Source organism: Catellatospora sp. NPDC049111, from assembly GCF_040648615.1.
GTDB lineage: Bacteria > Actinomycetota > Actinomycetes > Mycobacteriales > Micromonosporaceae > Catellatospora > Catellatospora aurea.
On the sequence record NZ_JBEZEB010000056.1, the window covers coordinates 1 to 24355 of the forward strand.

A 24355-nucleotide genomic window follows, 5' to 3' on the forward strand; every position below is an offset into this window, starting at 1 on the left:
GGGGGCGCCACCCCCCCGCCCGCCCGTTTCCCTAGCCCGGTTCCCTTAACAATTCATGTCCTACCGCCGCGTCCCTTTTTTCTACGCCCACCGTCGACTAAGGTGCGCCCCCGGCGGGCCGCTACAGGGCGGCCAGTGAACGGGCGTAGTTGACCTGGGCGTGGATGTGGGCGACCACGCGCTGGTCGGTCACCGGGATGCGGATCACGTACTGCCGCGGGCCGTTGGTGATGAGGACCTGCACCGTGCCGCTGTACCGGGTCTCCTTGGCGAGCAGGAAGAGCAGGCTCAGGAAGCAGACCAGGAAGAAGCCCACGACCGCGCAGACCACCGCCCACGCGGGGATGCGCTGTTGGGAGTGCCACTGGTCGCTGACCGTCCACTGCGAACCGCGCAGCGGGATCTCGCCCGACGGCGTGTGAATGGTGGTCGAGCTGACCGACACTTCACCGAGCTGCACCAGCACCGGCCCCGGCCCGGCGGCCGGCCGCCCCGGGGGCGTGGCCGGGGGACGGGTCGCCGGAGCCGGCTCGTTCGGCAGTTGCAACCGAGGCGGCGCGGGCTGCGTGGCCCGAGCCGCGGGCGGCGGTGCAACGGGCGGGACCGACGGTGCGACGGGCGCGACTGGAGGCGTCGAGACCTGCGCGGATCCGACGGCGGGTGCCGAGGCGATGGGTGCGGTAGGCGCGAGCGGCGGTGCGGGAGGCGCGACCGGAGGCGTCGAGACCTGCGCGGATCCGACGGCGGGTGCCGAGGAGATCGGTGCGGTGGGCGCGAGCGGTGGCATGGGTGGTGCGACTGGAGGAGTCGAGACCTGTGCCGATCCCACGGCGGGTGCGGAGGAGATGGGTGCGGTGGGCGCGAGCGGTGGCGCGACGGCGGGCGAAGAGACCTGCGCGGATCCGACGGCGGGTGCCGACGAGATCGGTGCGGTGGGCGCGAGCGGTGCCACGGCCGACGGGATCGTGGGAGCCGAGACCTGCGCGGATCCGACAGCGGGCCCGACCGGGGGAGTGGAGACCTGCGCGGAACCCACCGCCGGCGCGGAAGGGGCCGGCGGGGCGGGGACCTGTGCCGAGCCCACGGCAGGGGCGGCAGGGAAGGCCTGCGTCGGGTCGGCCGGGGGCACGGGCGGGGTGGCGACGTAGACCACCGGCATGGTGGGCAGGGCCGGGGGTTCGCTAGGTGGAGCAGCGACGGGGACCTGAGCCGCGCCGGGCATCTCGGCCCGGGCACGCGCGCCGAAGGCCGCCAGCGGCTCGGTCGGCAGCGGCAGGGTGGGCGGCAGGTCGGGGGTCGGCTTGTCGGGCTGCTCGTCGGTCACACCGGCACGATAGCCGCTGGCCCGCAACGGCATCAGCGCTCACCGGGGTGACCGCCCGTGCACAGCCCGGTGTCCGGCAGCGGCGTGCACACCGGACGGTCGGGCACAGCGGCCGGGATGAGAACCGATCCCGCTACGTCGGAGCAGCTCAGGCGGGCGTCACGGCGTCGGCGGGCGCGGATTCCGGGTCGAGGTCAGGGTCCGGACCCGTGCCGGACTCCGCTGCGGCCTGCTGTTCGCGCAGGTCCTTGCGAGCCAGATAGGCGACGCCGACCAGGGCGCCGGCTGCGAAGATCCACCACTGCACCGCGTAGCCGAGGTTGAGCCAGTCGTTCTCGTGGCCGACCTCGATCGCGGTGAGGCCCTGCGCGCCGGGGGTGTCGGCGTCGGCGAGCACGTACGCGCCGAGCACCGGGTAGGGCAGCTTCTCCGCGATCGCGGGCACGCTGACGCGGCGGGTCTCCCAGTGGCCGTTGCGCTGGTCGACGCCGCTCGCGCCGGACTCGGTCAGGTGCACCCGGCCGACGACGGTGACGGTGCCGTCCGGCGCGGCGGGGAACTGCGGCGCGACGGTGATGCCGTCGGGGTGCGGCGGCACCCAGCCGCGGTCGACGAGCAGCGCCGAGCCGTCGGCCAGCAGCAGCGGCGTGAGGATCTCGTAGCCGACGGTGCCGTCGACGGTGCGGTTGCGGACCAGGATCTCCTGCGTGGTGTCGTACCGCCCGGTCGTGGTGACCCGGGTCCAGGCCGCGCCCTCGCCGGGTCCCGGCGCCGCGCCCTTGCCGGTGGCGGGGGCCAGGACGTCGCCCACCGGCACCGGTGTGACCACAGTGCTGGCGTCGATCCGGTCGTTGATCGCGCTGCGCAGCTCGTACCGGCTCCACTGCCAGCGGCCGAGCAGCACCATCACGAAGGAGGCGAGCAGGGCGACGGCGAAGACGGTCAGCCAGCGGCGGGTGAGGAGGGCGTGCACCCGGGCAGTTTACCTATGCCCTGAGCTGTGAGTTCTGTCACGGCCGATCGGTGGAGCGGTCACTCGGGCGACCGGTTGGGCCAGCGGGTATGGTGCAGCTTCGGACAGCGGCCGCGCGTCCGTGAAACAGCACCTGTGTTCCGCCGAGGCGGCTGCCCTTACGTCTGGAGTCCTCGTATGCCTGCCAACGATCCCGGCGTGGCCGGGCTGGGCAACGTCGCCGTGCGCCGTTTTCCGACGATGACCGTGCAGACCCCGCGGCTGGACGTGCGGCCGCTGCTGGCCGCCGACGCCGACCCGGTCACGGAGATCTTCGCGGACAAGCAGACGCAGCGCTGGCTGCCGTTCCCGAAGGAGTTCGGGCAGATCGACGGGCGCTCGTGGTGCACGGAGATGGCGGGTGAGCGCCGCGACAGCGGGGCGGGCGACCACTACGGCATCGTGCGGCGCGAGGACCAGCGCCTGGTCGGCTGCCTGTGGACGAAGCGCACGGACTGGGTCGGCCGGGTCACCGAGATCTCGTACGCGGTCTCCGCGGACACCCGGGGGCTGGGCATGGCTCCGGAGGCGGTGGACGCGCTGACCCTGGCGCTGGTGCTGGAGCACGGCTTCCAGCGCATCGAGCTGCGGGTGGCCCCGGGCAACACGGCCTCGCGCCGGGTGGCCGAGAAGGCGGGCTTCACCTACGAGGGCCTGCTGCGCAACGCCGGATACGTGCACAGCGGCCGGGTGGACCTGGAGGTCTGGTCGATAGTGGCGGCCGACCTGCGCTGATGTCTCAACGTGAAGGGGCCCCGCCGACCGGCGGGGCCCCTTCACTGTGTGAGCCGTTCAGTTCTTCTTCTTTTTCTTCATCTTCGGCAGGTTCGCCGGCTTCTTGCCGAGGATGTTGTCCGACGGCGGCGTGAACTGCTGCACGTCCTTGCCCTTGAGCGCGTCCTTCAGGGTGTACGCCACGGTCTCGATCGGTTTCCAGGAGTTGTAGTCGCCGGTGGCGTGGAACGGGTTGTCCGGATCGGCCATGAACGACGCCGCGGCCAGTTCCTTGGTGAAGCCGACGAACCAGGCGGCGCGGGTGTCGTCGGTGGTACCCGTCTTGCCGGCGACCGGGCGGTCGACCATGCCGTACACGCCGGGCGCGGTGGACCAGCCGCCGCATGCGCCCTTGGCCGCGCCGTACCCGGTGACGCAGCGCATCGCGTCGGTGGCGGCACGGGCCACGTCCTTGCTGACCTCCTGCCGGCAGCGCGGCGTCGCGACCGGCACCTGCTTGCCCTTGACGTCCATCATCGCCGGGGTGCCGTCGGGCTTGACGATTCCGGTGACGGGCAGGACCTCGCAGAACTTGCCGTCGGCGGCCATCGTGGCGTACGCGTTGGCCATCTCCAGCGGCGTGGTGTCCGCGACGCCGAGGGTGAACGAGCCCCAGGTCTTGGACTTGCCCGGCGAGGCCTGCAGCTTGTCGATGTCGGTGCGCCACTTCAGGCCGAGCCGCTCGGCCATGCGGACCGCCTTGTCCGCGCCGACCTTCTGCTCCAGCTGCACGAAGTACGTGTTGACCGACTTGCCGAAGCCCGACCACATGGCGTGGTTGCCGGTCATCGAGCCGCTCGCGTTGGACGGGCACCAGTGCCCGCCGCCGCAGGAGCCGCGCTCGCCCCAGCCGGCGAAGTACTGCGACTTGTAGCGGTGCGGCGCGTAGAACCAGGTGTTCATCTTCATGCCGGCGTCGAGCGCGGCGACCATCGTGAAGATCTTGAACGTCGAGCCTGCCTGGTATCCGGGCAGGTTGCCGCCGCCGAGCAGCGGGTTCACCGTGTTCGGGTAGTTGCCCTTGATCTTGCCGTACCGCTTGGGGTCGGTGTGCGCCCCGTTGCCCGCCTGGTCGAGCGAGTACGTGCGGTTCACCGCCATCGCCTTGACCAGCCCGGTGCCGGGCTGCACGACCACCTCGCCCAGGGCGTACGCGCTGCCGATCGGCTGGCGCTTGGTGACGTGGTCCATCGCGATGTCCTGGACCTTCGGGTCCAGCGAAGTGGTGATCTTGTAGCCACCGCGGCGCAGGTTGTCCTCGCGCTCGCCGGGGTTGGCCCCGAAGGCGGGCTGCGACAGCCACCAGTTCTTGAACATGTCGCAGAAGAAGCCCCAGCTGTTGTTCTTCTTGGCGACCGCGATGCAGTCGTTCGGCGGCTCGGTGATCTTGAGCTTGATCGGCTCCTTCTTCGTGGTGTCCGCGACCGCGGGAGTGATGTAGCCGAGTTCGGCCATGCGGTCGATCACGTAGTTGCGCCGCTGGGTGGCCGCCGTCTGGTCGCTGCCCGCCGGGTCGTACGCCGTCGGCGCCTTGACCAGGCCCGCCAGTGTCGCCGACTCGGCCAGCGTCAGGTCCTGCGGCAGCTTGGAGAAGAAGATCTGCGCCGCGGCGAAGACGCCGTACGCGCGGTGTCCGAAGTAGGCCACGTTCAGGTAGCGCTCCAGGATGTCGGTCTTCGACATCTCCTTCTCGACCTTGATGGCCAGCCGCGCCTCGCGGATCTTGCGGATGGGGGTCTGCTCGGTCGCCGCCATGACCTCGCTGGGGGTCTGCGCGCCGTCGCGCAGGGCCATACGCACGTACTGCATGGTCAGGGTCGACGCGCCCTGGGACACCTCGCCCGCGGTGTGGTTGGCTACGAAGGCGCGGGCGATGCCCTTGGCGTCGACGCCGTTGTGCTCGTAGAAGCGCCCGTCCTCACTGGCCACGATCGCCTTGCGGATGTTCTCCGAGATGCTCGCGATCGGCGTGTACTTGCGATGTTCCTCGTAGAAGTTCGTGAGCAGCGTCTTGCCGTCCGAGGCGTACACGTAGCTGGTCTGCGCCGGCGGCAGGCTTTTGAGTTCCGAGGGCAGCGAGTCGTAGAAATCTGCGCCGGCCTTCAGTCCCAGGCCGCCGACGGCGGCGAGGGGGTAGGTGACCGCGGCTACGACGACGCCCGCGATCAGGCCCGACCGCAGGATCGGCGCGAGACGTCCAGTGGCGGAAATTGCACCTTTTAGGCGGCTAAGCGGCTTCACCCTACAAAGGTAGGACAAACTACTCAGAAGAAGGATTCAAAGCAGTAAAAGACGCGACGATTTCTGCCCCCGAGTCGGCATCGCGACAGTCGACATGGTGAGGTGAGGTCGTGACGAGTGAGCTGTTGGGCTTAACGATCGAGGCGGTCCGTCCGCTCGACGCCGCCGCGATGAACCAGGCCCGCGAACTGCAGGCCCGGCTGACCAAGCCGGCCGGATCGCTGGGTGAGCTGGAGGAACTGTCGGTGCGCCTGGCCGGCCTGACCGCGGTCTGCCCGCCGCCGATGCTGGACTCGGCCCAGCTGGCGATCTTCGCCGGTGACCACGGGGTGCACGCGCAGGGCGTGACGCCGTGGCCGCAAGAGGTCACCGCACAGATGGTCGTGAACTTCCTGGCCGGCGGCGCGGCCGTGAACGCCTTCGCCCGGCAGACCGGCGTCACGGTGACCGTGGTCGACATCGGGGTCGCCGCCGACCTGCCTGCGGCCGCGGGCCTGGTCTCGGCCAAGGTCCGCGCCGGCACCCGGGACATGACCGTCGAGCCCGCGATGACCCGCGCCGAGGCGCAGGCCGCGCTGGAGGTCGGCATCCAGACCGCGTACGCGATGATCGACGGCGGGGCGCGGGTGCTGCTCACCGGCGACATGGGCATCGGCAACACGACCGCGTCGGCGGCGCTCATCTCGGCCTTCACCGGGCGCGACCCCGGCGTGGTGACCGGCTACGGCACGGGCATCGACGCGCCCACCCACCTGCGCAAGGTCGAGGTCATCCGGCAGGCGCTGGCGCTGCACGGCCCGTCCTGGGGCGACGACGCCGCCGGCGATCCGGTGGCCGTGCTCGCCGCGATCGGCGGTCTGGAGCACGCCGGCCTGACCGGTTTCATCCTGGGTGCGGCGTCGCGCCGGGTGCCCGTCATCCTCGACGGCGTGATCGCGGCCGCCGCCGCGCTGACCGCCGCCGCCATCGCGCCCAGCAGCCGGGATGCCATGATCGCCGGACACCAGTCGGTGGAGCCGGGCGCTAGCGTGGCCCTGTCGCAGCTCGAACTGAACCCGCTGCTCGACCTCGGCCTCCGGCTGGGCGAGGGCACCGGCGCGGTGCTGGCCTACCCGATCGTCGCCGGCGCGGTGCGGGTCCTGCACGAGATGGCGACCTTCGACAGCGCCGGAGTCGCCGCGAAAGTCGAGGAGTGAGCCCGCCGGGCTGAGCCCGGTTTCACTGCACAGACGAGAATGACAGCGGCCGCCGCCACGGCGGCCGCGGCGGTGGGTGGTGGCTCGCCGTGCGAACCGAGTGAGGACGCCCGTGACTGAGCTGTATCCCCTGGCGTTGCGGTTGGACGGGCGGCTGGTGCTGGTCGTCGGCGGGGGCGCGGTGGCGACCCGGCGAGTGCCCGCGCTGCTGGCGGCCGGGGCGCAGGTGCGCCTGGTCGCGCCGGAGCTGACCCCGGCGCTGCGCGGCCTGGCCGACGCGGGCCGGCTCACCTGGCGGGAGCGAGCGTTCGTCGAGGACGACCTGGACGGCGTCTGGCTGGTGCAGGTCGCGGTCGACGACCACGAGGCCGCCGAGTCGGTCTCGGCCGCCGCTGAGCGTCGCCGCATCTTCTGCGTACGCGCCGACGACCGGCACGCCGCGAGCGCCTGGACCCCGGCGGTGGCCCGGCACGGGGCGGTGACGGTCGCCGTGCTCGCGGGCGGTTCGCCCCGGCGGGCGGTCGCGGTGCGTGACCGCATCGCGAACCTGCTGGCCACCGACGAGGCGACGGTGCCGGAGACGATCAAGGGCACCGTGGCGCTGGTGGGCGGCGGCCCCGGCGACCCGGAGCTGATCACGGTCAAGGGCCGCCGCCTGCTGGCCGCCGCGGACGTGGTGGTCGCCGACCGGCTCGGACCCGGCCTGCTGCTCGACGAGCTGCGGGCGGACGTGGAGCTGGTCGACGTGGCGAAACTGCCGTACGGCCCGGCCGCGCAGCAGGAGGAGATCAACCGCATCCTGGTGGAGCGGGCCAAGGCCGGGCTGTTCGTGGTACGCCTCAAGGGCGGCGATCCCTATGTCTTCGGCCGGGGCGGCGAAGAGGTGCTGGCCTGCGCCGAGGCGGGCGTCCCGGTGACCGTGGTACCCGGTGTGACCAGCGCGATCTCGGTGCCCGCGGCAGCCGGCATCCCGGTGACCCACCGCCGGGTCGCGCACGAGTTCACCGTGATCAGCGGGCACCTCGGCCCGGACCACCCGGACTCGCTGGTCGACTGGCCCGCGCTGGCCCGGCTGCGCGGCACCCTGGTCATCCTGATGGGCCTGAAGAACCTGCCCGCCATCGTGGCGACCCTGCTGGCCCACGGCCGCGACGCCGCCACCCCGGCCGCGATCGTCCAGGAGGGCACCACCGACCAGCAGAAGTCGGTCCACGGGACCCTCGCCGACCTGCCCGCCCTGGCCGAGCAGCTGAGCCCGCCCGCCATCGTCGTCATCGGCGACGTCGTCGACGTCCTGCCCACCACTTTCTGACCCCGCCTGGACCCGGGTCGCGCCGCGGCAAGATCCGGGGCCGTTCGCAGCCATGATCTGTTTTTGTGGACGCCAGCGGCCCCTATGGGGGCACCCAGCGTCCACAAAAACAGATCATGAAGCGGTGTACGCCGCCGCGGCCGGTAAGCGTGACGGCAGGGCCGGTCGTCGGGACCCGGGGCCGTCACGACCCCTGGTAGAGGCGGGCCAGGTCGACGAGTTCGACGTCGCCGCGGGTGGACGCGGTGCGTTTCAGTGCGGGGGTGAAGCCCGAGCGGGCGAACAGCAGCAGCCGGGGCGCGGGGATCGCGGCTTCAGCGGGCAACAGGGTGCGCAGGTGCTCCAGGCGGTGCAACTCGTCGACGCCGACAGGGCTGGCGGTGGCCTTCGCCTCGCCGATCGCGATGATGCGGTCCGGGTGGCCGGAGCGGGTCTCCCAGACGACGGCGTCCAGTTCGTGCCCGGCCCGGTGCTCCCGGCAGGGGAGTTCGGTGGGCAGCGCCCGGCTCGCCAGGCCGCCGAGGGTCTGCTCGCTCGCGTGCCGCAGGCACCACTGCCTGGTCAGGTCCTCGAAGTGCGGTCCGTAGATCTTGGAGGCGATGGTGTCGCTGTTGCGGTCCCACACCTGCTCCGCTCGCCCGGCGACCAGCTCGGCCTCGTGCCGGTTGATGATCAGCTGGTACAGCCGGACGACCGGTTCGGTGATCCGGTAGACGGTGCGCTTGCTGCGCAGGGCGTCGTCGACGGCCTCGACCAGGCCGATGCCCTGCAGCCCGTTGAGCAGGTGGGCCAGCGCGGAGGCGGGCCGGCCGAGTTCGGCCGCGATCTCGGTGCGGCGGACCTTGCCGGCGCTGAGCGCGGTCAGCACGGCGGCGTACGACGTGGGGTCAGCGATCGACGGGTCCTCGCGCAGCAGCAGGCTGCCCTCGCGGAACATCGCCGACGCCGGGTTGACGATCCGGCGCAGCACCCAGCGGCCGAAGTCGGCGGCGCTGCGCGGACCCGTCCCGCCGCTCATCTCCAGGTACGCCGGGGTGCCGCCGACCAGCGCGTTGACGCGAAACGCCAGCTCGGGATCATCGAGCCCCCAGAAGGCGGCCGCCTCGCGGTAGCCGAACGGGCGCACCACCAGTTCCAGCACCGCCCGGCCGCGCAGCGGCGCGCCCGCGCTGAGCAGCGTGGACATCGTGGTGAGCGCGCTGCCGCAGAGGATGAGCCGGGTGCGGGTGTCCTGCTTGGCCTCGCCGAGCGGGCTGAGCGCCTGCTGCAGGTACGACGGCAGGGCCGGGGTCGTGGCGACCAGGTACGGGAACTCGTCGATGACGACGGGCAGCTGCCGCTCCCGTCCGAGGCGGATCAGCTCGGTCAGCGCCTCGCGCCAGTCGGCCGGAGCCAGGGGCGAGCCGAGCCCGCGGTGCTCGGCCAGCGCGCGGCCGAGGTCGGCCAGGTTCTGGCTCTCGGTCTGCTGGGTCGCGCCGAAGAAGAAACCGCCGGCCTGCTGGGCGAGCAGTTCGAGCATGAGCGTCTTGCCCTGGCGGCGGCGGCCGTAGACGAGCCCGAGCGTCGCGCCGGGCGTCGGCGCGGACACGAAGTCGGTCAGCTCGTCCCATTCGACGGCGCGGCCGTGCAACCGCTCAGGTTTCGATGTGTCCACATAACTATGGTAGCGGCAACTATCATAGTTGCCGCTACCATAGTTGCTGGATCAGCGGCCGAGGAGCTGGGCGCAGCGGATCAGGCCGAGGTGGCTGTAGGCCTGCGGGTGGTTGCCGAGGCCGCGCTCCAGGTCCGGGTCGTACTGCTCGGGGAGCAGGCCGGTCGGGCCGGCGGTGGCGAGCATCTGGTCGAAGAGTTCCTCGGCGTCGGCGCGGCGGCCGGTGCGCAGGTAGGCCTCGATCAGCCAGGCGGTGCAGATGTGGAAGCCGCCCTCCTTGCCGGGCATGCCGTCGTCCCACTTGTAGCGGTAGACGACCGGGCCGGAACGCAGCTCGGCCTCGACGGCCAGCACCGTGTCCAGGAAGCGCGGGTCGTCGTCGGCCAGCAGGCCGGACAGGCCGATCCACAGGCTGGAGGCGTCCATCTCCGGGAAGCCGTAGGCCACCGTGTACGCCTTGGTGCCCTCGTGCCAGCCCTGGTGCAGGACGTTCTCGGCGATCCGGTCCCGCAGCTCGACCCACTCGGGGCGTTCCTCGGTGGTGTGCCGCTCCAGCACCTGCAGGGCGCGGTCCACCGTCATCCAGGACATGACCTTGGAGTACACGTGGTGGCGCGGAGGCAGCCGGGCCTCCCAGATGCCGTGGTCGGGCTCGTGCCAGCGCTGCGAGCAGGCCTGCACCATGGCCTCCATGACCCGCCACTCCTCGTGGCGGATCTTGCCGCGCTTGTCCGCGACCGCCATCAGCACGTCCGCGACGGGGCCGAACACGTCCAGCTGGAGCTGCTTGTTGGCGGCGTTGCCGACGCGCACCGGCCGGGAGCCGGCGTAGCCGGGCAGGCTCTCGATCACGGCCTCCGGGCCCAGCTCGTAGCCGTCCACGGTGTAGAGCGGGTGCAGCCGCTCCGGGTGCCCGCCGGTCCGGTCGACCACACCGTCGACCCACCGCAGGAACGCCTCGGCCTCGGTCAGCGAGCCCAGCTCGACCAGCGCCTTGACGGTCATCGCGCCGTCGCGCAGCCAGACGAAGCGGTAGTCCCAGTTGCGGATGCCGCCGAGCGTCTCCGGCAGCGAGGTGGTCGCCGCCGCGATGACGCCGCCGCCCTCGAAGTGGCACAGCCCGCGCAGCGTGAGCGCGCTGCGCATGACCACCTCCTTCTCGACCGAGGGCAGTTCCAGGGAGTTGGCCCACTCCCGCCACGGCTGCTCGACCAGCTCCAGCCGCTCGCCCGCGGACAGCGGGTGCGCGGTCAGGTTGTGGCTGCGCATGCGCATCTCCAGCAGCGCCTCGCCGTTCATCTTCGACAGGTCGATGACCGCGCGGGCGGTGTCGTGCCCGCCGTCGTCGACGACGTCCCACTCCACGCCGGGGGAGTACAGGCACAGGTGCTCGCTGGTGCCCAGCACGAGCAGCCCGTCGGTGAGCGGCTGCAGCTGCACCGGCACCTGCCCGAACTCGGGCCGCGGCGCGTACTCGACGCGGACCACGGTGTTGCCGGTCAGGCGGCGCATGAGGCTGTCGCCTTCGAGCCAGTCCGTCACGGTCACCCCGGACCAGCGCGTCTCCACGGTCATCGTGCCGGGGCGGTAGCGCTGGCCCAGCGGGTGCCCGCCGCGCTGCGGGGCGATGCTGAAGTGGCCCGCGGGCGCGCCGCCGAGCAGGTCGGCGAAGATGGCCGCGCTGTCCGGCCGCGGGTGGCACAGCCAGCTCACCCGGGCGTCCGGGCTGATCAGCGCGACGGTGCGGCCGTCGGCCAGCATCGAGTGGCGCTCGATCGGCACCGCCCGCTCGCCGAACAGCCAGTGCCGCCGGGTGTCCAGCAGCAGCGCCAGGATGCGCACCGCCTGCAGCGGGTCCTGCACCCGGAACGACGCGGCGGTCTCGCCCGCGCCCACCTTGACGCCGATGTCCTTGCCCGACAGCTGCCGGAAGGCGTTCTCGTCGGTGACGTCGTCGCCCATGAACAGCACCGCGCCCGCGGACACCTGGCGGCGCAGCTCGTCGATCGCGGTGCCCTTGTGCGAGGCGAGCACCGACAGCTCGACGACCTCCTTGCCCTCGGTGGTGTGCACGCCGGCCCAGGCGGCAGGGCCGCACCGGATGGCGTCGGTCACCGCGGCCGCCACCGCCCGGGAGGCGGTGCGCAGGTGCACGGCGACGCTGGCGGGCTTGTTCTCCAGGCGTACGCCCGGATGCTCGGCGGCGATGCGCTCCAGCTCGGTCTGCAGCCGGCTGCGCAGCTCGACCAGGTCGGAGGCGAGCCGCTGGACGAAGCCGATGTCGAACTCGGAGCCGTGGCTGCCGACGAGATGCACCTCGCTGGGCAGCCGGGAGAGCGCCGCGAGGTCGCGCAGCGCCCGCCCGGAGACCACCGCGACGGTGGTCTGCGGGAGCGTGGCCAGCGATCGCAACGCTGCGACCGCCTCGGGGATCGGGGCGGCCGCGGACGGGTCCTCCACGATCGGGGCCAGGGTGCCGTCGTAGTCGCACGCGACGAGCAGGTGCGGTACGCGGGCCAGCTGCGCCAGCGCGGAGCGCAGTTCGGGGTCGAAGCCGTCGCGGTCGAGATCGACGGTCATGCCCAGGGTCATGGTATTGCTCCCAGTTCGGTCAGGAAGTCTGACGCCCAGCGCGCCACGTCGTGACGCCGCAGGTGCCGCTGCATCACGCTCATCCGGCGCCGGGCCTCGTGCTCGTCGACGGTGACCGCGCGCATGAGTGCGTCCTTGACCGCGTCCAGATCGTGGGGGTTGCACAGGAACGCCTGTCGCAGCTCTCCGGCCGCGCCCGCGAACTCGCTCAACACGAGTGCGCCACCATGTTCCAAGCGTGCCGCCACGTACTCCTTGGCCACCAGGTTCATACCGTCCCGCAACGGGGTCACCATCATGACGTCGGCCGCGCAGTAGAGCGCGGCCAACTCACTGCGACTGTACGACTGGTGCAGGTAATGCACGGCAGGCACGCCGACGCGGCCGAAATCCCCGTTGATCCGGCCCACCTCGCGCTCGACCTTGATGCGAAGTGCCTGGTAGTGCTCGACCCTTTCCCGGCTCGGCGTCGCCACCTGCACCATCACCGATTCCGGCACGGAAAGCCGTCCCGCGGCCAGGAGCTCGCGATATGCCTTCAGGCGGTGCTCGATGCCCTTGGTGTAGTCGAGGCGGTCCACGCCCAGGATGACCGTTTTGGGGTCACCCAGCTCGGCCCGGATCTGCACCGCGCGCTCCCGGACAAGTGGGTTGTCCGCGAGACGCTGCATCTCGCCCACGTCGATCGAGATCGGGAAGGCGTCCGCCTTGACCTGCCGGCCCTCGTACTCGATCACGTTGCCGTGGTACGGCGTGCCGAGCAGGTGGCGGGCCAGCCGGATGAAGTTCTGCGCGGCCAGCCGCTGCTGGAAGCCGACCAGGTCGGCCCCGAGCAGCCCGCGCAGCACCTCGGCGCGCTGCGGCAGCTGCATGAACAGCTCGATCGGCGGAAAGGGGATGTGCAGGAAGAAGCCGATCTTGAGGTCGGGGCGCAGCTCCCGCAGCATCGCGGGCACCAGTTGCAGCTGGTAGTCCTGCACCCAGACGGTGGCCCCCTCGGCGGCGACCTCCGCGGCCGCCTCGGCGTAGCGGCGGTTGACCACCCGGTAGGCCTCCCGCCAGCGGCGGCGGAAGACGGGCGGCTCGACGTTGTCGTGGTAGAGCGGCCAGATGGTGGCGTTGGACTGGCCCTCGTAGTACCGCTCAAGATCTTCTTCGGAGAGCGGCACCGGCCGCAGGTTGATCCCGTCCAGCTCGAACGGCTCCGGAGCCGGGCCGGGCGAACCCGACCAGCCGATCCACGTGCCATGGCGCTCGACGAGCACCGGGTGCAGTGCGGTGACGAGCCCGCCGGGACTGCGCCGCCAGCGGCGGGCGGAGTCACCGGAACCCGTGACGCGACCTCCTGGCGTGTCCGTGGTCACTTCGTCCACGGGCAGCCGGTTCGCGACGACGACGAACGGACTGCGATCGACCATCGCTGCCTCTCCTCCGATCGGTGGATCGTGGGCCATCCTCTGAGACTACTGAAGTCCCCTGAAAGGTGGATCATCGGCGCGGCACGCGGGGGCGATACGTGTAGATCATCCCAGCGGGGCGCATTGATCACAACCCGCTGCGTGATGCCCGGCCCGTGCCCCGCCAAACCCGCTGTCCGGATCGTCGCACGTCCCGGCGGCGCGATCCGCCTCACACGGCCCGATGTCCCAGGCCGCGGGACCACCTGGGAGTATTGAACCGAAGACTGTCTGAAGGGGGTTGGCCCGACCGTGGCCCAGTTCATTTACACGCTCGAGAAGGCACGCAAGGCGCACGGCGACAAGGTTGTGCTCGACAACGTCACGCTCAACTTCCTGCCGGGTGCCAAGATCGGCGTGGTCGGCCCGAACGGCGCGGGTAAGTCGAGCCTTCTGCGGATCATGTCCGGCCAGGACATCGTCAGCAACGGCGAGGCCCGGCTCATGCCCGGCTACACCGTGGGCATGGTGGCCCAGGAGCCCCGCCTCGACGAGTCGCTGACCGTGCTGCAGAACATCGAGCTGGCCGTCGCCGACACCAAGGCCAAGCTCGCCCGGTTCAACGAGATCGCCGAGCTGATGGCGACCGACTACTCCGACGAGCTGATGGACGAGATGGGCCGGCTCCAGGAGGAGCTGGACCACAGCGACGCGTGGGACCTGGACTCCAAGCTGGAGCAGGCCATGGACGCGCTGCGCTGCCCGGAGCCCGACCTGCCGGTCGGCCCGCTCTCCGGTGGCGAGAAGCGCCGCGTGGCGCTGTGCAAGGTGCTGCTGGAGCAGCCCGACCTGCTGCTGCTCGACGAGCCCACCAACCACCTGGACGCGGAGAGCGTGCTCTGGCTGGAGCAGCACCTGGCGAAGTACCCCGGCACGGTGATCGCGATCACCCACGACCGGTACTTCCTGGACAACGTCGCCCAGTGGATCCTGGAGCTCGACCGCGGCCGCGCCTACCCGTACGAGGGCAACTACTCCACCTACCTGGAGAAGAAGGCGGCGCGTCTGTCGGTCGAGGGCCGCAAGGACGCCAAGATGCGCAAGCGCCTCTCCGAGGAGCTGGAGTGGGTGCGCTCCAACGCCAAGGCGCGCCAGACCAAGTCCCGGGCCCGTCTGGACCGGTACGAGGAGATGGCCAACGAGGCCGAGAAGACCCGCAAGCTCGACTTCGAGGAGATCCAGATCCCGCCGGGCCCGCGCCTGGGCAACACGGTGATCGAGGTCAAGGACCTGGTCAAGGGCTTCGGTGACCGGGTGCTCATCGAGAACCTGTCGTTCTCGCTGCCGCGCAACGGCATCGTCGGCATCATCGGCCCCAACGGCGTCGGCAAGACCACGCTGTTCAAGACCATCGTCGGCATCGAGAACCCCGACCAGGGCAACGTCAAGGTCGGCGAGACGGTGACCCTGTCCTACGTCGACCAGAACCGGGCCGGCCTGGACAGCGCCCAGACCGTCTGGGAGGTCGTCTCCGACGGCCTCGACTACCTGATGGTCGGCAAGGTCGAGATGCCGTCGCGGGCGTACGTGGCCGCGTTCGGCTTCAAGGGGCCGGACCAGCAGAAGCCGGTCAACGTGCTGTCCGGCGGTGAGCGCAACCGCCTCAACCTGGCGCTCACCCTGAAGATCGGCGGCAACGTGCTGCTGCTCGACGAGCCCACCAACGACCTGGACGTGGAGACGCTCTCCAGCCTGGAGAACGCGCTGCTGGAGTTCCCCGGCTGCGCCGTGGTCATCTCCCACGACCGCATGTTCCTCGACCGCGTGGCCACCCACATCCTGGCGTGGGAGGGCACCGACTCCGACGAGTCGAAGTGGTTCTGGTTCGAGGGCAACTTCGAGGCGTACGAGAAGAACAAGATCGACCGCCTCGGCGCCGAAGCCGCCCGCCCGCACCGGGTCACCCACCGCCGTCTGACGCGCGACTGATCCAGATCTTCGGGATCGTTCGCCCGGCCGGCCGCGGCCGGCCGGGCGAACGATCAAGGCGAGTGGGAGAACCATGAGATTCACCTACCACTGCGCGCTGCGGTGGTCCGATCTTGACGCGTACGGGCACGTCAACAACGCGCGCTTCCTCACCCTGTACGAGGAGGCCCGGGTCGCGATGATGTTCGTCGGCGCCCGGGAGGCCGGCGTGACCTCCTTCGAGGACGGCATCGTGGTGTCCCGGCACGAGGTGGACTACCTGCGGCCGATCGACTACGGCGACCCGGTGCGCATCGAGCTGTGGATCGAGGACTTGAAGCCGTCCCGCTTCACCGTCTGCTACGAGCTGTTCGACGGTGACCTGCTGGCCAGCCGGGCCCGGTCCGTGCTGGTGCCGTACGACCTCGACAAGCAGCGGCCCCGCCGGATGAGCGAGGCCGAGCAGAGTTTCCTGAAGCCATGGCTGTCGACCTGACCGACCGCGCCGACGCGGCGGTGTTCCTGCACCGGCTGGTGCGGCTGGATCCGGCGACGCTGGTGCGGCTGTGCCCGGCCGGGCCGGGCCGGGTGGCGCTGTGGGCGACGCTGCCGTGGGGCGTGCTGGTCACCCGCACGGTCGCCGGCAGCGTCGACCGGGACCGGGTGGCACAGGCGTCGGCGCTGCTGGAAGGCGTCGCGGAGCCGCCGGCGCTGGACGACCGCTGGCGCGGCGCGCTGCCCCCGGCGACCGTCCGCGCCGTCGAACGGCTGCCCGCGGCGGTGGTCGGCGGTGCTGCCGCCGCGGCCGCGCAGGCCCTGCGCGACGTCGGGTCCACCGGGCTCAAGGGCCGTGCCGTGGGGCAGCGGGTGCTGCGGGACGCGCTGCTGGACCACGTCGTCATCAGCGGTGTGTCCGATGTGGACGGCGCGTCGTTCGCGGTTCCGCAGCGGCTCGTGCAAGGCTTGGTCCGGATGGGGTTCCTCGGTGCCGACGAGGTGACGGTGGTCACCGCCGGCACGTGGACCGGGCTCGCCGGTTCCTATGGCACCGCCTGGTTCCGGACACCCGTATTGTCCGTACGGCCGATTGTCAGTCGGTCGATAGGTTGATCGGACATCGGCTGTTCAGCCCGGGACCTTCGGTAAGGGGATGACGAAAGACGGCTGTACGGGTAGCCTCCTCGCCGGGGATGGAACTGAGGGTAGGCAAGCAGTCTCCCTCAGCATTGATCTGTCGGCTTCAGGCTACGGTCGGACAGGAGCATGGGCATGGCGTGGTTTTCGTGGCAACGCTTGCGGGTGGGTCAGTCGACGGCGGGGGAGACGCGGCCGCGTACGGTCCCGCAGCAACGCAGCCTCTTCGAGGTGCCGGACGACCTGTCCATGATGGACAGCCTGCCACCGGCTCCGACCACGCTGGCCCCGGCTGAGACACCGCAGGTCAACCTGCGCCGCATCGCCGCCACCCTCGACCTGCTCGACATCCGCTACCTCTCCGACGGGGAGGAGAGCCTGCTGGCGCTCTGGGAGCGGCACGCCCTGCTGTTCGCGGTCGAGGGCCCCGACGACGAGATCCTGGTGATCCGGGCCCGCCCGCACGCCACCGTGCCGCCGGAGCTGGCCGACCTGGCCTACCGGGCGGTCAACGAGTGGAACCACACCCGCCGCTTCGCCAAGGCATACGTGGGCGACCCCACCGAGCGCGGCCAGCTGCCGATCTACGCCGAGTGGCAGGTGCCCCTGCGCTCCGGCGTGCACGACGCGCTCCTCATGGAGCTGCTCGACTGCGCCGCCTCGGTGTCCACCACCTTCGTGGACTGGATGCACAGCGACGGCGGCCTGCTGCTCTGAGGACGTCTCTCCACCGCCGCAGGGCCCTCTGACGGCGACAGCCGCCTGTCCGGGTCTCGTACACCCGGGCAGGCGGCTGATCCGTCTGTGTCGTCATGCGGAGCCGCTCACTCCATGCGGGGGAACAGCCCGATCCGGCCGTGGTACTCCCGGCCCAGTTCGTCGGTGTCCGAGCCCACCAGCAGGCCCTGCGGGGAGATGGCGAACGCGCGCACACCCACGCCGCGCGAGCGGGTCGGGTTCCAGGGCAGGGCCATCCCGGTGACCGGGTTGATCGCCGCGACGCCGGGGCGCTCCACCGCGCCGGGGCCGGCCGACTCCATGCCGTACGGGTTGTTCAGCCAGCGCTGGTGCCCGCCCACGTAGACGGCCCCGCCGACGATCTCGACGGCGTAGAGCGAGTCGCCGCCGGTGTGGTTGACCCAGGTGGGCCGGACCTTGCCGGTGGCGTAGGTCTCGAACCGGGCCGCGGTGTCGCAGTTGATCTCCCAGCCGCTGAGGCGGCCGGTGGTGACGATGACGAAGTACTCGCCGTCGGGGGAGAAGTCGGCCGCGCGCATGTAGGTGTCGAAGCCCTCCCGGCACAGCGGGACGTACGCGTCGGTCGACCAGTTGGCGGCCTTCGACGGGTTGCCGGTCAGGTCGAACATGGCGGCCTGCACCCGGCGGGCCGAGCCGACCCGGGTGAACGCGCCGATCGCCAGCAGCCGGTCGCCCGCCGGCGAGACGGCGATGTCCTCGACCTTCACCCGGCCGATCTCCGGAGCGTCCAGCCGCGCGTCGAACACCGTGTCCACCGCACCGGTGACCGGGTCGAGCCGGGCCAGGCCGCGCCGCGGCACGTCGTTGATCGCGGTGAACGAGCCGCCCAGGTAGAGCCACCCGTCCGAGACGGCCAGCCCGCGCACGTCGCCCCAGTTGATCGCGGCGTCGAAGCCCGGGATACGTCCCCCGGTGGACAGGTCCAGCCGGGCGAGCCCGCGCTGCTCGGCGTCGTTGATCTCCTCGAAGGAGCCGCCGACGAACACCGAGTTGTCCGGGCCGGGGGTCAGCGAGTACACCATGCCGTCCACGTCCGGCGCGAAGTCTTCGAGCACCGCCCCGGTGCGCAGGTCGAAGGCGAACAGGTGCTCGCGCTCGTACTCCTCGGTGCCGGTGTTGTCGCTCACCCTGGTGAAGTCGCCGCCGACGACGGCGACCTGGCCGACCACGGCCAGCGCGTGCACCTCGCCGTCGAGGATGTGCGGTGTCCAGTCGGCGGGATCCTCGTCGACGGTGCGCACCGGGCCCGGCTTCAGGTTCTCGGCCGGGGCCTGGGGTGCTGCCGCCCATACGGCGGCGGGCAGGGCCATCGCGGCCAGCACGGCCAGCGATACCACGCGGTGGCGCATCAGGACGTCTCCTCGCAAATCCGGGCAATTCCTCCCCTGGTTAACGAGGCGACCGAAAAGAAGGGCACCCTCCTCGACCGGTCAGTCGAGAAGGGTGCCCGAAGTCACTCGGCCCAGATCAATGGTCAGAATTCACCATGAAGAATGCCGCCCGCTCCAGGTAGTCCCAGAGCATCTTGTCGAGTTCAGGGCTGAGTTCGAGGACGTCGACGGCGTGGCGCATGTGGCGCAGCCACGCGTCGCGCTCGACGGCGCCGATGACGAAGGGGGCATGGCGCATGCGCAGCCGCGGGTGCCCGCGCTCCTGCGAGTACGTGTTCGGGCCGCCCCAGTACTGGATCAGGAAGAGCCGCAGCCGCTCGTTGGCCGGGCCGAGGTCTTCCTCCGGATACATCGGCCGCATCACCGGGTCGGTGGCGACCCCGGCGTAGAACTCGTCGACGAGCAGGCAGAAGGCGTCCTCGCCGCCGAGCAGTTCGAAATAGTTCGGAGTCGGCAGGGCGGTCGACGCGGGGGTGGCGGGCTGGTCACTCACCAGGCCCAGGCTACCCGGCGACCGGAGCCTCGTTGAGCCGCCGGGCGCGCTCGATCGCGGCGGTGAAGCGCTCCTGCGCGGGCCATGCGGACAGCGCCACCAGCACCAGCACCACGCCGGCCACGCTCCACAGGCCGATGACCTGGTGCAGTGGCCAATGGCTGGCCAGCATCCCGGTGATCAGCACCGCGCTGCCCTGCATGATCTGCATCCCGCCCTGCATCACGCCGAACGCGCGGGCGCGGTAGACGTTCGGCAGCGCCTGCACGAAGAGCCCGTTGATGGCGGGCAGCATGCCGGCCAGGCAGAAGCCGCAGGCCGCGGCCATCAGGCACACGGCGTACAGGGACGGGTTGAGCAGCGCCGGCACCAGCATGATCGGGGTGAGCAGGGCCAGCGGCCGGATCAGCAACCGGCGCAGGTGCGGTGCCGTGAACCGGCCGATCACGATGCCGCCCAGCACGTAACCGGCCGGGTTGGCGAGCATGATCATTCCCTGGGCGAAGCCGCGCTCGGCCTCCCCGCCGGGTTCGAGGTGGTGCGCCCAGACGGCGGCGAGGCCCTCCGGCACGATCGCGAACAGGGTCACGCTGAAGACGAGCAGGGCGATCGCCCGCAGCGCGGGGATCCCGAAGACCACCCCGAAGCCCTCGGCGGTCTCCCGGACCAGGTTGCGCCGCGCAGCCGGGTCGCCCACCGCCGGACGGTGCCGCACCACGAACGTCAGCAGCAGCGCCGACAGGGCGAAGGTGCCGGCGTCGAGCAGCAGCGACAGCCGCGGGTTCATGGCGGCCAGCAGGCCGCCGGCGAGGTAGCCGCCGATCTGGGCGGCCTGGCCCGCGCTGAGGTTCAGCGAGATCCCCACCACCAGGCGGTCGCCGGCGAGGATGGCCGGATACAGCGCCGAGCGGGCCGCCTCGTAGGGCGGGTTGCCCAGGGCGGTGAGGAAGAGCAGGCCGATCAGGACCGGGATCGGCAGGCCCGGCACCGCGACCAGCCCGATGAGCACCATGCGGGCGAGATCACTGATGATCATTACCGTGCGGTACGGATACCGCTCGGCGACCGCCGCCAGCATGGGACCCAGCAGCACCCACGGTGCGAAGCTGATGGCGAAGGTGGCCGCGGCCATGCCGGCCGACTGCGTCTGCTCGTAGACCAGTGTGGTGACCGCGGCCTTGGCCAGGTAGTCGCCGATCCAGGACAGCACGCTCGCACCGAGCATGCCCCGGTACTCGCGGATGGCGAGCACTTCGCCGAACGTCGCGCGGTGCTCAGGTGGTGAGCCGGGCGGATCGTTCGGTGGGGGTGTATTGGTGCGAGCGGGGTGGTGCACCACCGGATGGTCCTCCATCGATCACGACACTGGTGTCGAGGACCGCCATCCTGTCGCAGAGTCACGCCGAATGACCGTCCCAGAAGGGATGTCGTCGGTTGATTCTGCCCGATCGGTGGATAAAGCGCTAGCCTCTACGGCTGATGCCACCACGTACAGTCAGGGAGCCGACGATGGCTCCTCGGTCGGCACCGACGCCCGCAACGCGCGGGCCGCCTGCATCTGCGCCGCGATGCCCGACGCCTCGAGCGCCTCGGTGAGCCGTCGGCGCATCTCGCGCTGCAGGTCCCACTGCCGGTCGGCGGAGGTCTTGCACACGGTGCGGATCACCGCGCCGTCCACGCTGATGTTCTCCACGCCCAGCACCTGCGGCGGCTCGACGAAGTCGGCGGCCCACTCGGGATCGTGCGCGAAGGCGTCGACCGCCTGGCGCAGCACCGACGTCGCCTCCTCCACGCCGACGAAGCCGATCGGCACGTCGATCATGACGGTGGCCCAGCCCTGGCTCTTGTTGCCGATGCGGATGATCTCACCATTGCGGACGTACCAGATCACGCCGCGGCCGTCACGGATGGTGACGGTGCGCAGGCCGACCGACTCGACCACGCCGACGGCCTCGCCGGTGTCGATCACGTCGCCCACCCCGTACTGGTCCTCCAGCAGCATGAACAGGCCCGCGATCAGGTCCTTGACCAGCGACTGCGCACCGAAGCCCAGGGCGACGCCGGCGATGCCGAGGCTGGCGATGAGCGGCCCGACGTTGATGGAGAACTCGCTCAGCACGATCAGGAAGGCGACCGAGAACACCGCGACGGTGACCATGCTCTTGAGCACCGAGCCGATGGCTTCGGCACGCTGGCGGCGGCGCTCCGGGAACGCGCTCCCGGCGTTCAGCACCGAGACCGGCACCTTCTCCCGGATCGGTCGCAGCATCGTCGGCACCTTGCCCTGCGCCGTGCGGGCCACGATCTTGTTGATCGTGTGATTCAGCAGCGCGCGGGCGATCATCGCCACGACAATGATGACGACGATGCGGATCGGCTTGATGAGGATGTAGTAGCCGCCGTCGGCCAGCCACTGCGAGTCGGAGAAGTTGTAGACGCCTTTGCAGACGGGGTCCGCCAGGCACGCGGTGGAGGGCGTCTCCGTGGGGTCGGGGGCGAGAAGGCTCAACGGCATGGCTTACTAGCTACCTCATCGGTCGGTCGGCGGTGCGGGCGGCCTGCGGGGGACTTTCCTCGCATATGCGAATGAGCAGGGCATAGCGCGGCTGAGAATTCATGAGACCGCCGCAAATTGTAGGTGCAATCACCAGATCAATCGGGGACGATGGTCACAATGACGCGATGACGTGACTGTGCCGCCGGAGGGTGAGACCGATGCCTGACATACGACCCACAGCCGCCTCCGCCGCGTTGCTCCTCAACGCGACTTACGAACCGCTGTGTGTCGTGTCCGTGCGCCGGGCCGCCATCCTCATCCTCTCCGGCAAGGCCGTCTGCGTCGCTGACGGCGACGGGGTGCTGCACAGCTCCCGTGCCCGGGTGCCCGTCCCCCTCGTGGCCAAGCTCACCCGCTACGTGCGGGTGCCCTACCGCACCCAGGTCGGCCTGTCCCGGCGTGCGATCTTCGCGCGCGACGGCGGGCGCTGCGTCTACTGCCAGGGGCCGGCCGAGACGATCGACCACGTGCACCCCCGCTCCAAGGGCGGGCAGCACGCCTGGGACAACGTGGTCGCCGCCTGCGCGCGCTGCAACCACCACAAGGGCGACAAGACGCTGGCCGACCTCGGCTGGCGTCTTCCGGTGAAGCCCACTGTGCCGCACGGCGCGGTCTGGCGCGTGCTCGGCCACCGCACCCCGGACCCGCGCTGGGCGCAGTGGCTGGAGACCGCCTGAGGCTCAGGCCTTGTGCGCGCTGACCAGGCTGGCGAACACCACGATGTTGTCGGCGTAGCCCAGTTCGCCGCCCACCCAGCGGCCCCCGCAGGTGATCAGCCGTAATCCGGGCCGGGTGTAGTCATGATAGATCCGGTCGACGGGCAGGCTCTGCTTGCTGAACCGTTCGACCGTGTTGACCTCGAACACGGTGACCTTGTTGTCCCGGCGCGTGATCTCGATCTTCGCGCCGGGCTTCAGCTCGTTCAGGCGGTGGAAGACCCCGGGAGAGTCCTTGGTGTCCACGTGCCCGACGATGATCGCCGGTCCGTACTGGCCGGGGGAGGGTCCGTCGTCGAACCAGCCCGCCTCGTTGCGCAGCAGCAGCGACGGGGTGTCGATCGCGCCGCGCTCGTCCAGGCCCACCCCGTGGATGTACGCCTTGACCTTGATCGCGGGGATCTGGATGCGCAGCGGCCGGCTCGGGCCCAGCACGGGGAACTCGCCGGGCGGAGCCTTGCCCGGTCCCCGGAACAGCTCGGCGAACGAGAAGCCGCCGGCCTGGCCCAGGCCGATACCGACGCTGAACAGCCCGACCAGGAGCAGCACCGCGGCCAGCGGGCCGCGCAGGCGGCGCAGCACGGCGTCAGGCGGGGGTCAGCGGGTTGCGCCCGCGGCGACGCGACAGCAGCAGCACACCCAGGCCGAGACCCATCGCCGCGGCGCCCGCGCCGATCAGCGTCGTGCCGCCGTCCCCGGCCAGGCCGCCACCGCCGGTGTTCGGACCGCGCTGCGGGCTGTCGTGGTTGACCACCCACAGCGTGGTGGTGGCGGTCTGCCGGCTCGGGCAGGTCAGCTTCACGTTGTAGCCGCCCGCCTTCTTGTTCTCCGGCACCGTCGCCGCCGCGATCAGGTATACGTTGACCGGCTCGACGGTGACCGTGCCGAACGCGTCGGAGTGCACCTTCGCGTTGTTCAGCGCGTCGCCGCAGCTGGCGCGGATCGCGACCTGGAAGCCGGCCTGGATGGTGCTCGGGTTGACCTCGACGAAGACACCCTCGGCGTGCGCGGGCGCCGGCGCGGTGAGCGCCGCGACGACCAGCGCCACGGCCCCGGCCGCCACCCGGAGAGCAGACCGCATGTTTCCCCCAAATCGCGTATGACCGCCCGATCACCCCGGGCTATCCCAAATCCTCTCACCCAGCACTAACCCACCACGCCCATAAACATGAAAAAAGGCCCTAACCGGGCATCTCCGGCCCGCAGGCGCGTCGTCGTCGACCGTCCCCGCCAAGGTCATCCGACTTGCCTGGCACCTGTGCGTATCTTGACCGCCCATTCGCCCACCTGCCTGGCAAGTCGAACGATCATGGTGCGTTGCCGCACCGGCTCGCGGCCTGGCGTGCCCGTGCCCGCGCTCGGCCGCGCGTGGGCGGGACCCGGGCGGGGTCTTCAGGGCGGGGTGAGGGGGCGCCAGGCCAGCGGGGTCGACAGGATGAGCGTGCTGGACGGGCGGCCGTGCGGGGCCAGGCGGTCGATCAGGGCCTCGAAGGCGTCCATGGAGGTCGCGGCGACCTTGAGGATGCTGCAGGCGTCGCCGGTGATGCGGTGGATCTCCAGGATCTCCGGCCACTCGGCCACCGACGGGTCGCGCAGGATGCAGCCCGCGCCGTAGCAGGACATCTGGATCAGCGCGACGACCGGACGCCCGGCCGCGGTCAGGTCCACGTGGGCGCGGTAGCCGGCGATCACCCCGGACTCCTCCAGCCGCCGTACCCGTTCGGCGACCGCCGGCGGGGACAGGTGCACCCGCCGGGACAGCTCACTGAAGGACAGCCGGGCGTCCTCCTGCAGTTCGCGCAGCAGCGCCCAATCCATGTCGTCCACGACGCGCT

At 70.9% G+C, this 24355-nt stretch carries 21 protein-coding genes; 8 read left to right on the forward strand and 13 right to left on the reverse strand.

Going from position 1 to position 24355, the window contains the following annotated elements:
• Positions 1-121: 121 nt before the first annotated feature.
• Both AB0B66_RS39870 and AB0B66_RS39875 read right to left on the reverse strand, forming a co-directional pair.
• Entirely contained in the window at positions 122-1324 is a 1203-nt protein-coding gene (locus AB0B66_RS39870) for a hypothetical protein (protein ID WP_360540163.1), read from the reverse strand.
• A 148-nt stretch (positions 1325-1472) separates the two neighbouring features.
• Positions 1473-2297, reverse strand: a complete 825-nt coding sequence (locus AB0B66_RS39875; protein ID WP_360540165.1) for an SURF1 family protein — start codon at positions 2295-2297, stop codon at positions 1473-1475.
• A 177-nt stretch (positions 2298-2474) separates the two neighbouring features.
• On the opposite strand from AB0B66_RS39875, the gene AB0B66_RS39880 reads away from it, so the two are divergent.
• Positions 2475-3071: a GNAT family protein gene (locus tag AB0B66_RS39880; RefSeq protein ID WP_360540167.1), complete on the forward strand. Its 597-nt coding sequence runs from the start codon at positions 2475-2477 to the stop codon at positions 3069-3071.
• A 57-nt stretch (positions 3072-3128) separates the two neighbouring features.
• On the opposite strand, the gene AB0B66_RS39885 is transcribed toward AB0B66_RS39880, so the two are convergent.
• Complete coding sequence (locus tag AB0B66_RS39885) at positions 3129-5351, reverse strand: transglycosylase domain-containing protein (protein ID WP_360540169.1); 2223 nt, start codon at positions 5349-5351, stop codon at positions 3129-3131.
• 122 nt (positions 5352-5473) lie between these two features.
• Between AB0B66_RS39885 and cobT the strand changes: the two genes are divergently transcribed.
• Together cobT and cobA are read left to right on the forward strand one after the other, a co-directional pair.
• Positions 5474-6547, forward strand: coding sequence for a nicotinate-nucleotide--dimethylbenzimidazole phosphoribosyltransferase (cobT, locus tag AB0B66_RS39890; RefSeq protein ID WP_360540239.1), 1074 nt, complete (start codon positions 5474-5476; stop codon positions 6545-6547).
• A gap of 112 nt (positions 6548-6659) precedes the next feature.
• Positions 6660-7859, forward strand: a complete 1200-nt coding sequence (gene cobA, locus AB0B66_RS39895) for a uroporphyrinogen-III C-methyltransferase (RefSeq protein WP_360540171.1) — start codon at positions 6660-6662, stop codon at positions 7857-7859.
• Between the two features lie 184 nt (positions 7860-8043).
• On the opposite strand, the gene AB0B66_RS39900 is transcribed toward cobA, so the two are convergent.
• From AB0B66_RS39900 to AB0B66_RS39910, 3 genes are read right to left on the reverse strand one after another with little or no spacing between them, the layout of a single operon-like run.
• Positions 8044-9513 carry an ATP-binding protein gene (locus tag AB0B66_RS39900; protein WP_360540173.1) on the reverse strand — a complete coding sequence of 490 codons (1470 nt, stop codon included), beginning with the start codon at positions 9511-9513 and terminating at the stop codon, positions 8044-8046.
• A 51-nt stretch (positions 9514-9564) separates the two neighbouring features.
• On the reverse strand, positions 9565-12105 hold the full coding sequence (gene otsB / locus AB0B66_RS39905; RefSeq protein WP_239167873.1) for a trehalose-phosphatase: 2541 nt from the start codon (positions 12103-12105) through the stop codon (positions 9565-9567).
• Positions 12102-13523 carry a trehalose-6-phosphate synthase gene (locus tag AB0B66_RS39910; protein WP_203697773.1) on the reverse strand — a complete coding sequence of 474 codons (1422 nt, stop codon included), beginning with the start codon at positions 13521-13523 and terminating at the stop codon, positions 12102-12104. Before AB0B66_RS39910 ends, otsB begins: the two co-directional genes overlap by 4 nt.
• A 291-nt stretch (positions 13524-13814) precedes the next feature.
• Here AB0B66_RS39910 and ettA point away from each other — a divergent pair, with 291 nt between their 5' ends.
• From ettA to AB0B66_RS39930, 4 genes are all read left to right on the forward strand, one after another.
• Positions 13815-15491, forward strand: a complete 1677-nt coding sequence (gene ettA / locus AB0B66_RS39915; RefSeq protein ID WP_360540175.1) for an energy-dependent translational throttle protein EttA — start codon at positions 13815-13817, stop codon at positions 15489-15491.
• Positions 15492-15564: 73 nt separating this feature from the next.
• On the forward strand, positions 15565-15966 hold the full coding sequence (locus tag AB0B66_RS39920; protein ID WP_120316575.1) for a thioesterase family protein: 402 nt from the start codon (positions 15565-15567) through the stop codon (positions 15964-15966).
• Positions 15951-16580, forward strand: a complete 630-nt coding sequence (locus AB0B66_RS39925; RefSeq protein WP_360540177.1) for a hypothetical protein — start codon at positions 15951-15953, stop codon at positions 16578-16580. Before AB0B66_RS39920 ends, AB0B66_RS39925 begins: the two co-directional genes overlap by 16 nt.
• 273 nt (positions 16581-16853) lie before the next feature.
• Positions 16854-17321 (forward strand): YbjN domain-containing protein, encoded by a 468-nt coding sequence (locus AB0B66_RS39930; RefSeq protein ID WP_120321434.1) that lies wholly within the window; start codon positions 16854-16856, stop codon positions 17319-17321.
• A 107-nt stretch (positions 17322-17428) separates the two neighbouring features.
• Here the strand turns inward: AB0B66_RS39930 and AB0B66_RS39935 are convergent, their stop codons facing one another.
• From AB0B66_RS39935 to AB0B66_RS39950, 4 genes are all read right to left on the reverse strand, one after another.
• Positions 17429-18712, reverse strand: a complete 1284-nt coding sequence (locus AB0B66_RS39935; protein ID WP_360540179.1) for a delta-60 repeat domain-containing protein — start codon at positions 18710-18712, stop codon at positions 17429-17431.
• A 118-nt stretch (positions 18713-18830) separates the two neighbouring features.
• A complete protein-coding gene (locus tag AB0B66_RS39940; RefSeq protein WP_360540181.1) occupies positions 18831-19247 on the reverse strand; it encodes a globin in 417 nt (138 codons plus the stop codon).
• A gap of 10 nt (positions 19248-19257) precedes the next feature.
• On the reverse strand, positions 19258-20601 hold the full coding sequence (locus tag AB0B66_RS39945) for an MFS transporter (RefSeq protein ID WP_360540183.1): 1344 nt from the start codon (positions 20599-20601) through the stop codon (positions 19258-19260).
• A 141-nt stretch (positions 20602-20742) separates the two neighbouring features.
• A complete protein-coding gene (locus tag AB0B66_RS39950; RefSeq protein ID WP_360540185.1) occupies positions 20743-21762 on the reverse strand; it encodes a mechanosensitive ion channel family protein in 1020 nt (339 codons plus the stop codon).
• Between the two features lie 200 nt (positions 21763-21962).
• On the opposite strand from AB0B66_RS39950, the gene AB0B66_RS39955 reads away from it, so the two are divergent.
• A complete protein-coding gene (locus AB0B66_RS39955) occupies positions 21963-22481 on the forward strand; it encodes an HNH endonuclease (RefSeq protein WP_360540187.1) in 519 nt (172 codons plus the stop codon).
• A 3-nt stretch (positions 22482-22484) separates the two neighbouring features.
• Here AB0B66_RS39955 and AB0B66_RS39960 read toward each other — a convergent pair whose 3' ends face one another.
• From AB0B66_RS39960 to AB0B66_RS39970, 3 genes are all read right to left on the reverse strand, one after another.
• Positions 22485-23102: a class F sortase gene (locus AB0B66_RS39960; protein WP_360540189.1), complete on the reverse strand. Its 618-nt coding sequence runs from the start codon at positions 23100-23102 to the stop codon at positions 22485-22487.
• Between the two features lie 4 nt (positions 23103-23106).
• On the reverse strand, positions 23107-23601 hold the full coding sequence (locus AB0B66_RS39965; RefSeq protein ID WP_360540191.1) for a hypothetical protein: 495 nt from the start codon (positions 23599-23601) through the stop codon (positions 23107-23109).
• Positions 23602-23912: 311 nt separating this feature from the next.
• Positions 23913-24347 (reverse strand): Lrp/AsnC family transcriptional regulator, encoded by a 435-nt coding sequence (locus AB0B66_RS39970; RefSeq protein WP_360540193.1) that lies wholly within the window; start codon positions 24345-24347, stop codon positions 23913-23915.
• Positions 24348-24355: the final 8 nt, after the last annotated feature.

Bases quoted from the DNA above. Each gene is read 5' to 3' on its own strand.
- AB0B66_RS39955 (WP_360540187.1), top strand. From the start codon at position 21,963: ATGCCTGACATACGACCCACAGCCGCCTCCGCCGCGTTGCTCCTCAAC.
- AB0B66_RS39935 (WP_360540179.1), bottom strand. From the start codon at position 18,712: ATGCGCCACCGCGTGGTATCGCTGGCCGTGCTGGCCGCGATGGCCCTG.
- AB0B66_RS39920 (WP_120316575.1), top strand. From the start codon at position 15,565: ATGAGATTCACCTACCACTGCGCGCTGCGGTGGTCCGATCTTGACGCG.
- AB0B66_RS39945 (WP_360540183.1), bottom strand. From the start codon at position 20,601: ATGGAGGACCATCCGGTGGTGCACCACCCCGCTCGCACCAATACACCC.
- AB0B66_RS39950 (WP_360540185.1), bottom strand. From the start codon at position 21,762: ATGCCGTTGAGCCTTCTCGCCCCCGACCCCACGGAGACGCCCTCCACC.
- otsB (WP_239167873.1), bottom strand. From the start codon at position 12,105: ATGACCCTGGGCATGACCGTCGATCTCGACCGCGACGGCTTCGACCCC.
- AB0B66_RS39925 (WP_360540177.1), top strand. From the start codon at position 15,951: ATGGCTGTCGACCTGACCGACCGCGCCGACGCGGCGGTGTTCCTGCAC.
- AB0B66_RS39910 (WP_203697773.1), bottom strand. From the start codon at position 13,523: ATGGTCGATCGCAGTCCGTTCGTCGTCGTCGCGAACCGGCTGCCCGTG.
- AB0B66_RS39965 (WP_360540191.1), bottom strand. From the start codon at position 23,601: ATGCGGTCTGCTCTCCGGGTGGCGGCCGGGGCCGTGGCGCTGGTCGTC.
- AB0B66_RS39880 (WP_360540167.1), top strand. From the start codon at position 2,475: ATGCCTGCCAACGATCCCGGCGTGGCCGGGCTGGGCAACGTCGCCGTG.
- AB0B66_RS39930 (WP_120321434.1), top strand. From the start codon at position 16,854: ATGATGGACAGCCTGCCACCGGCTCCGACCACGCTGGCCCCGGCTGAG.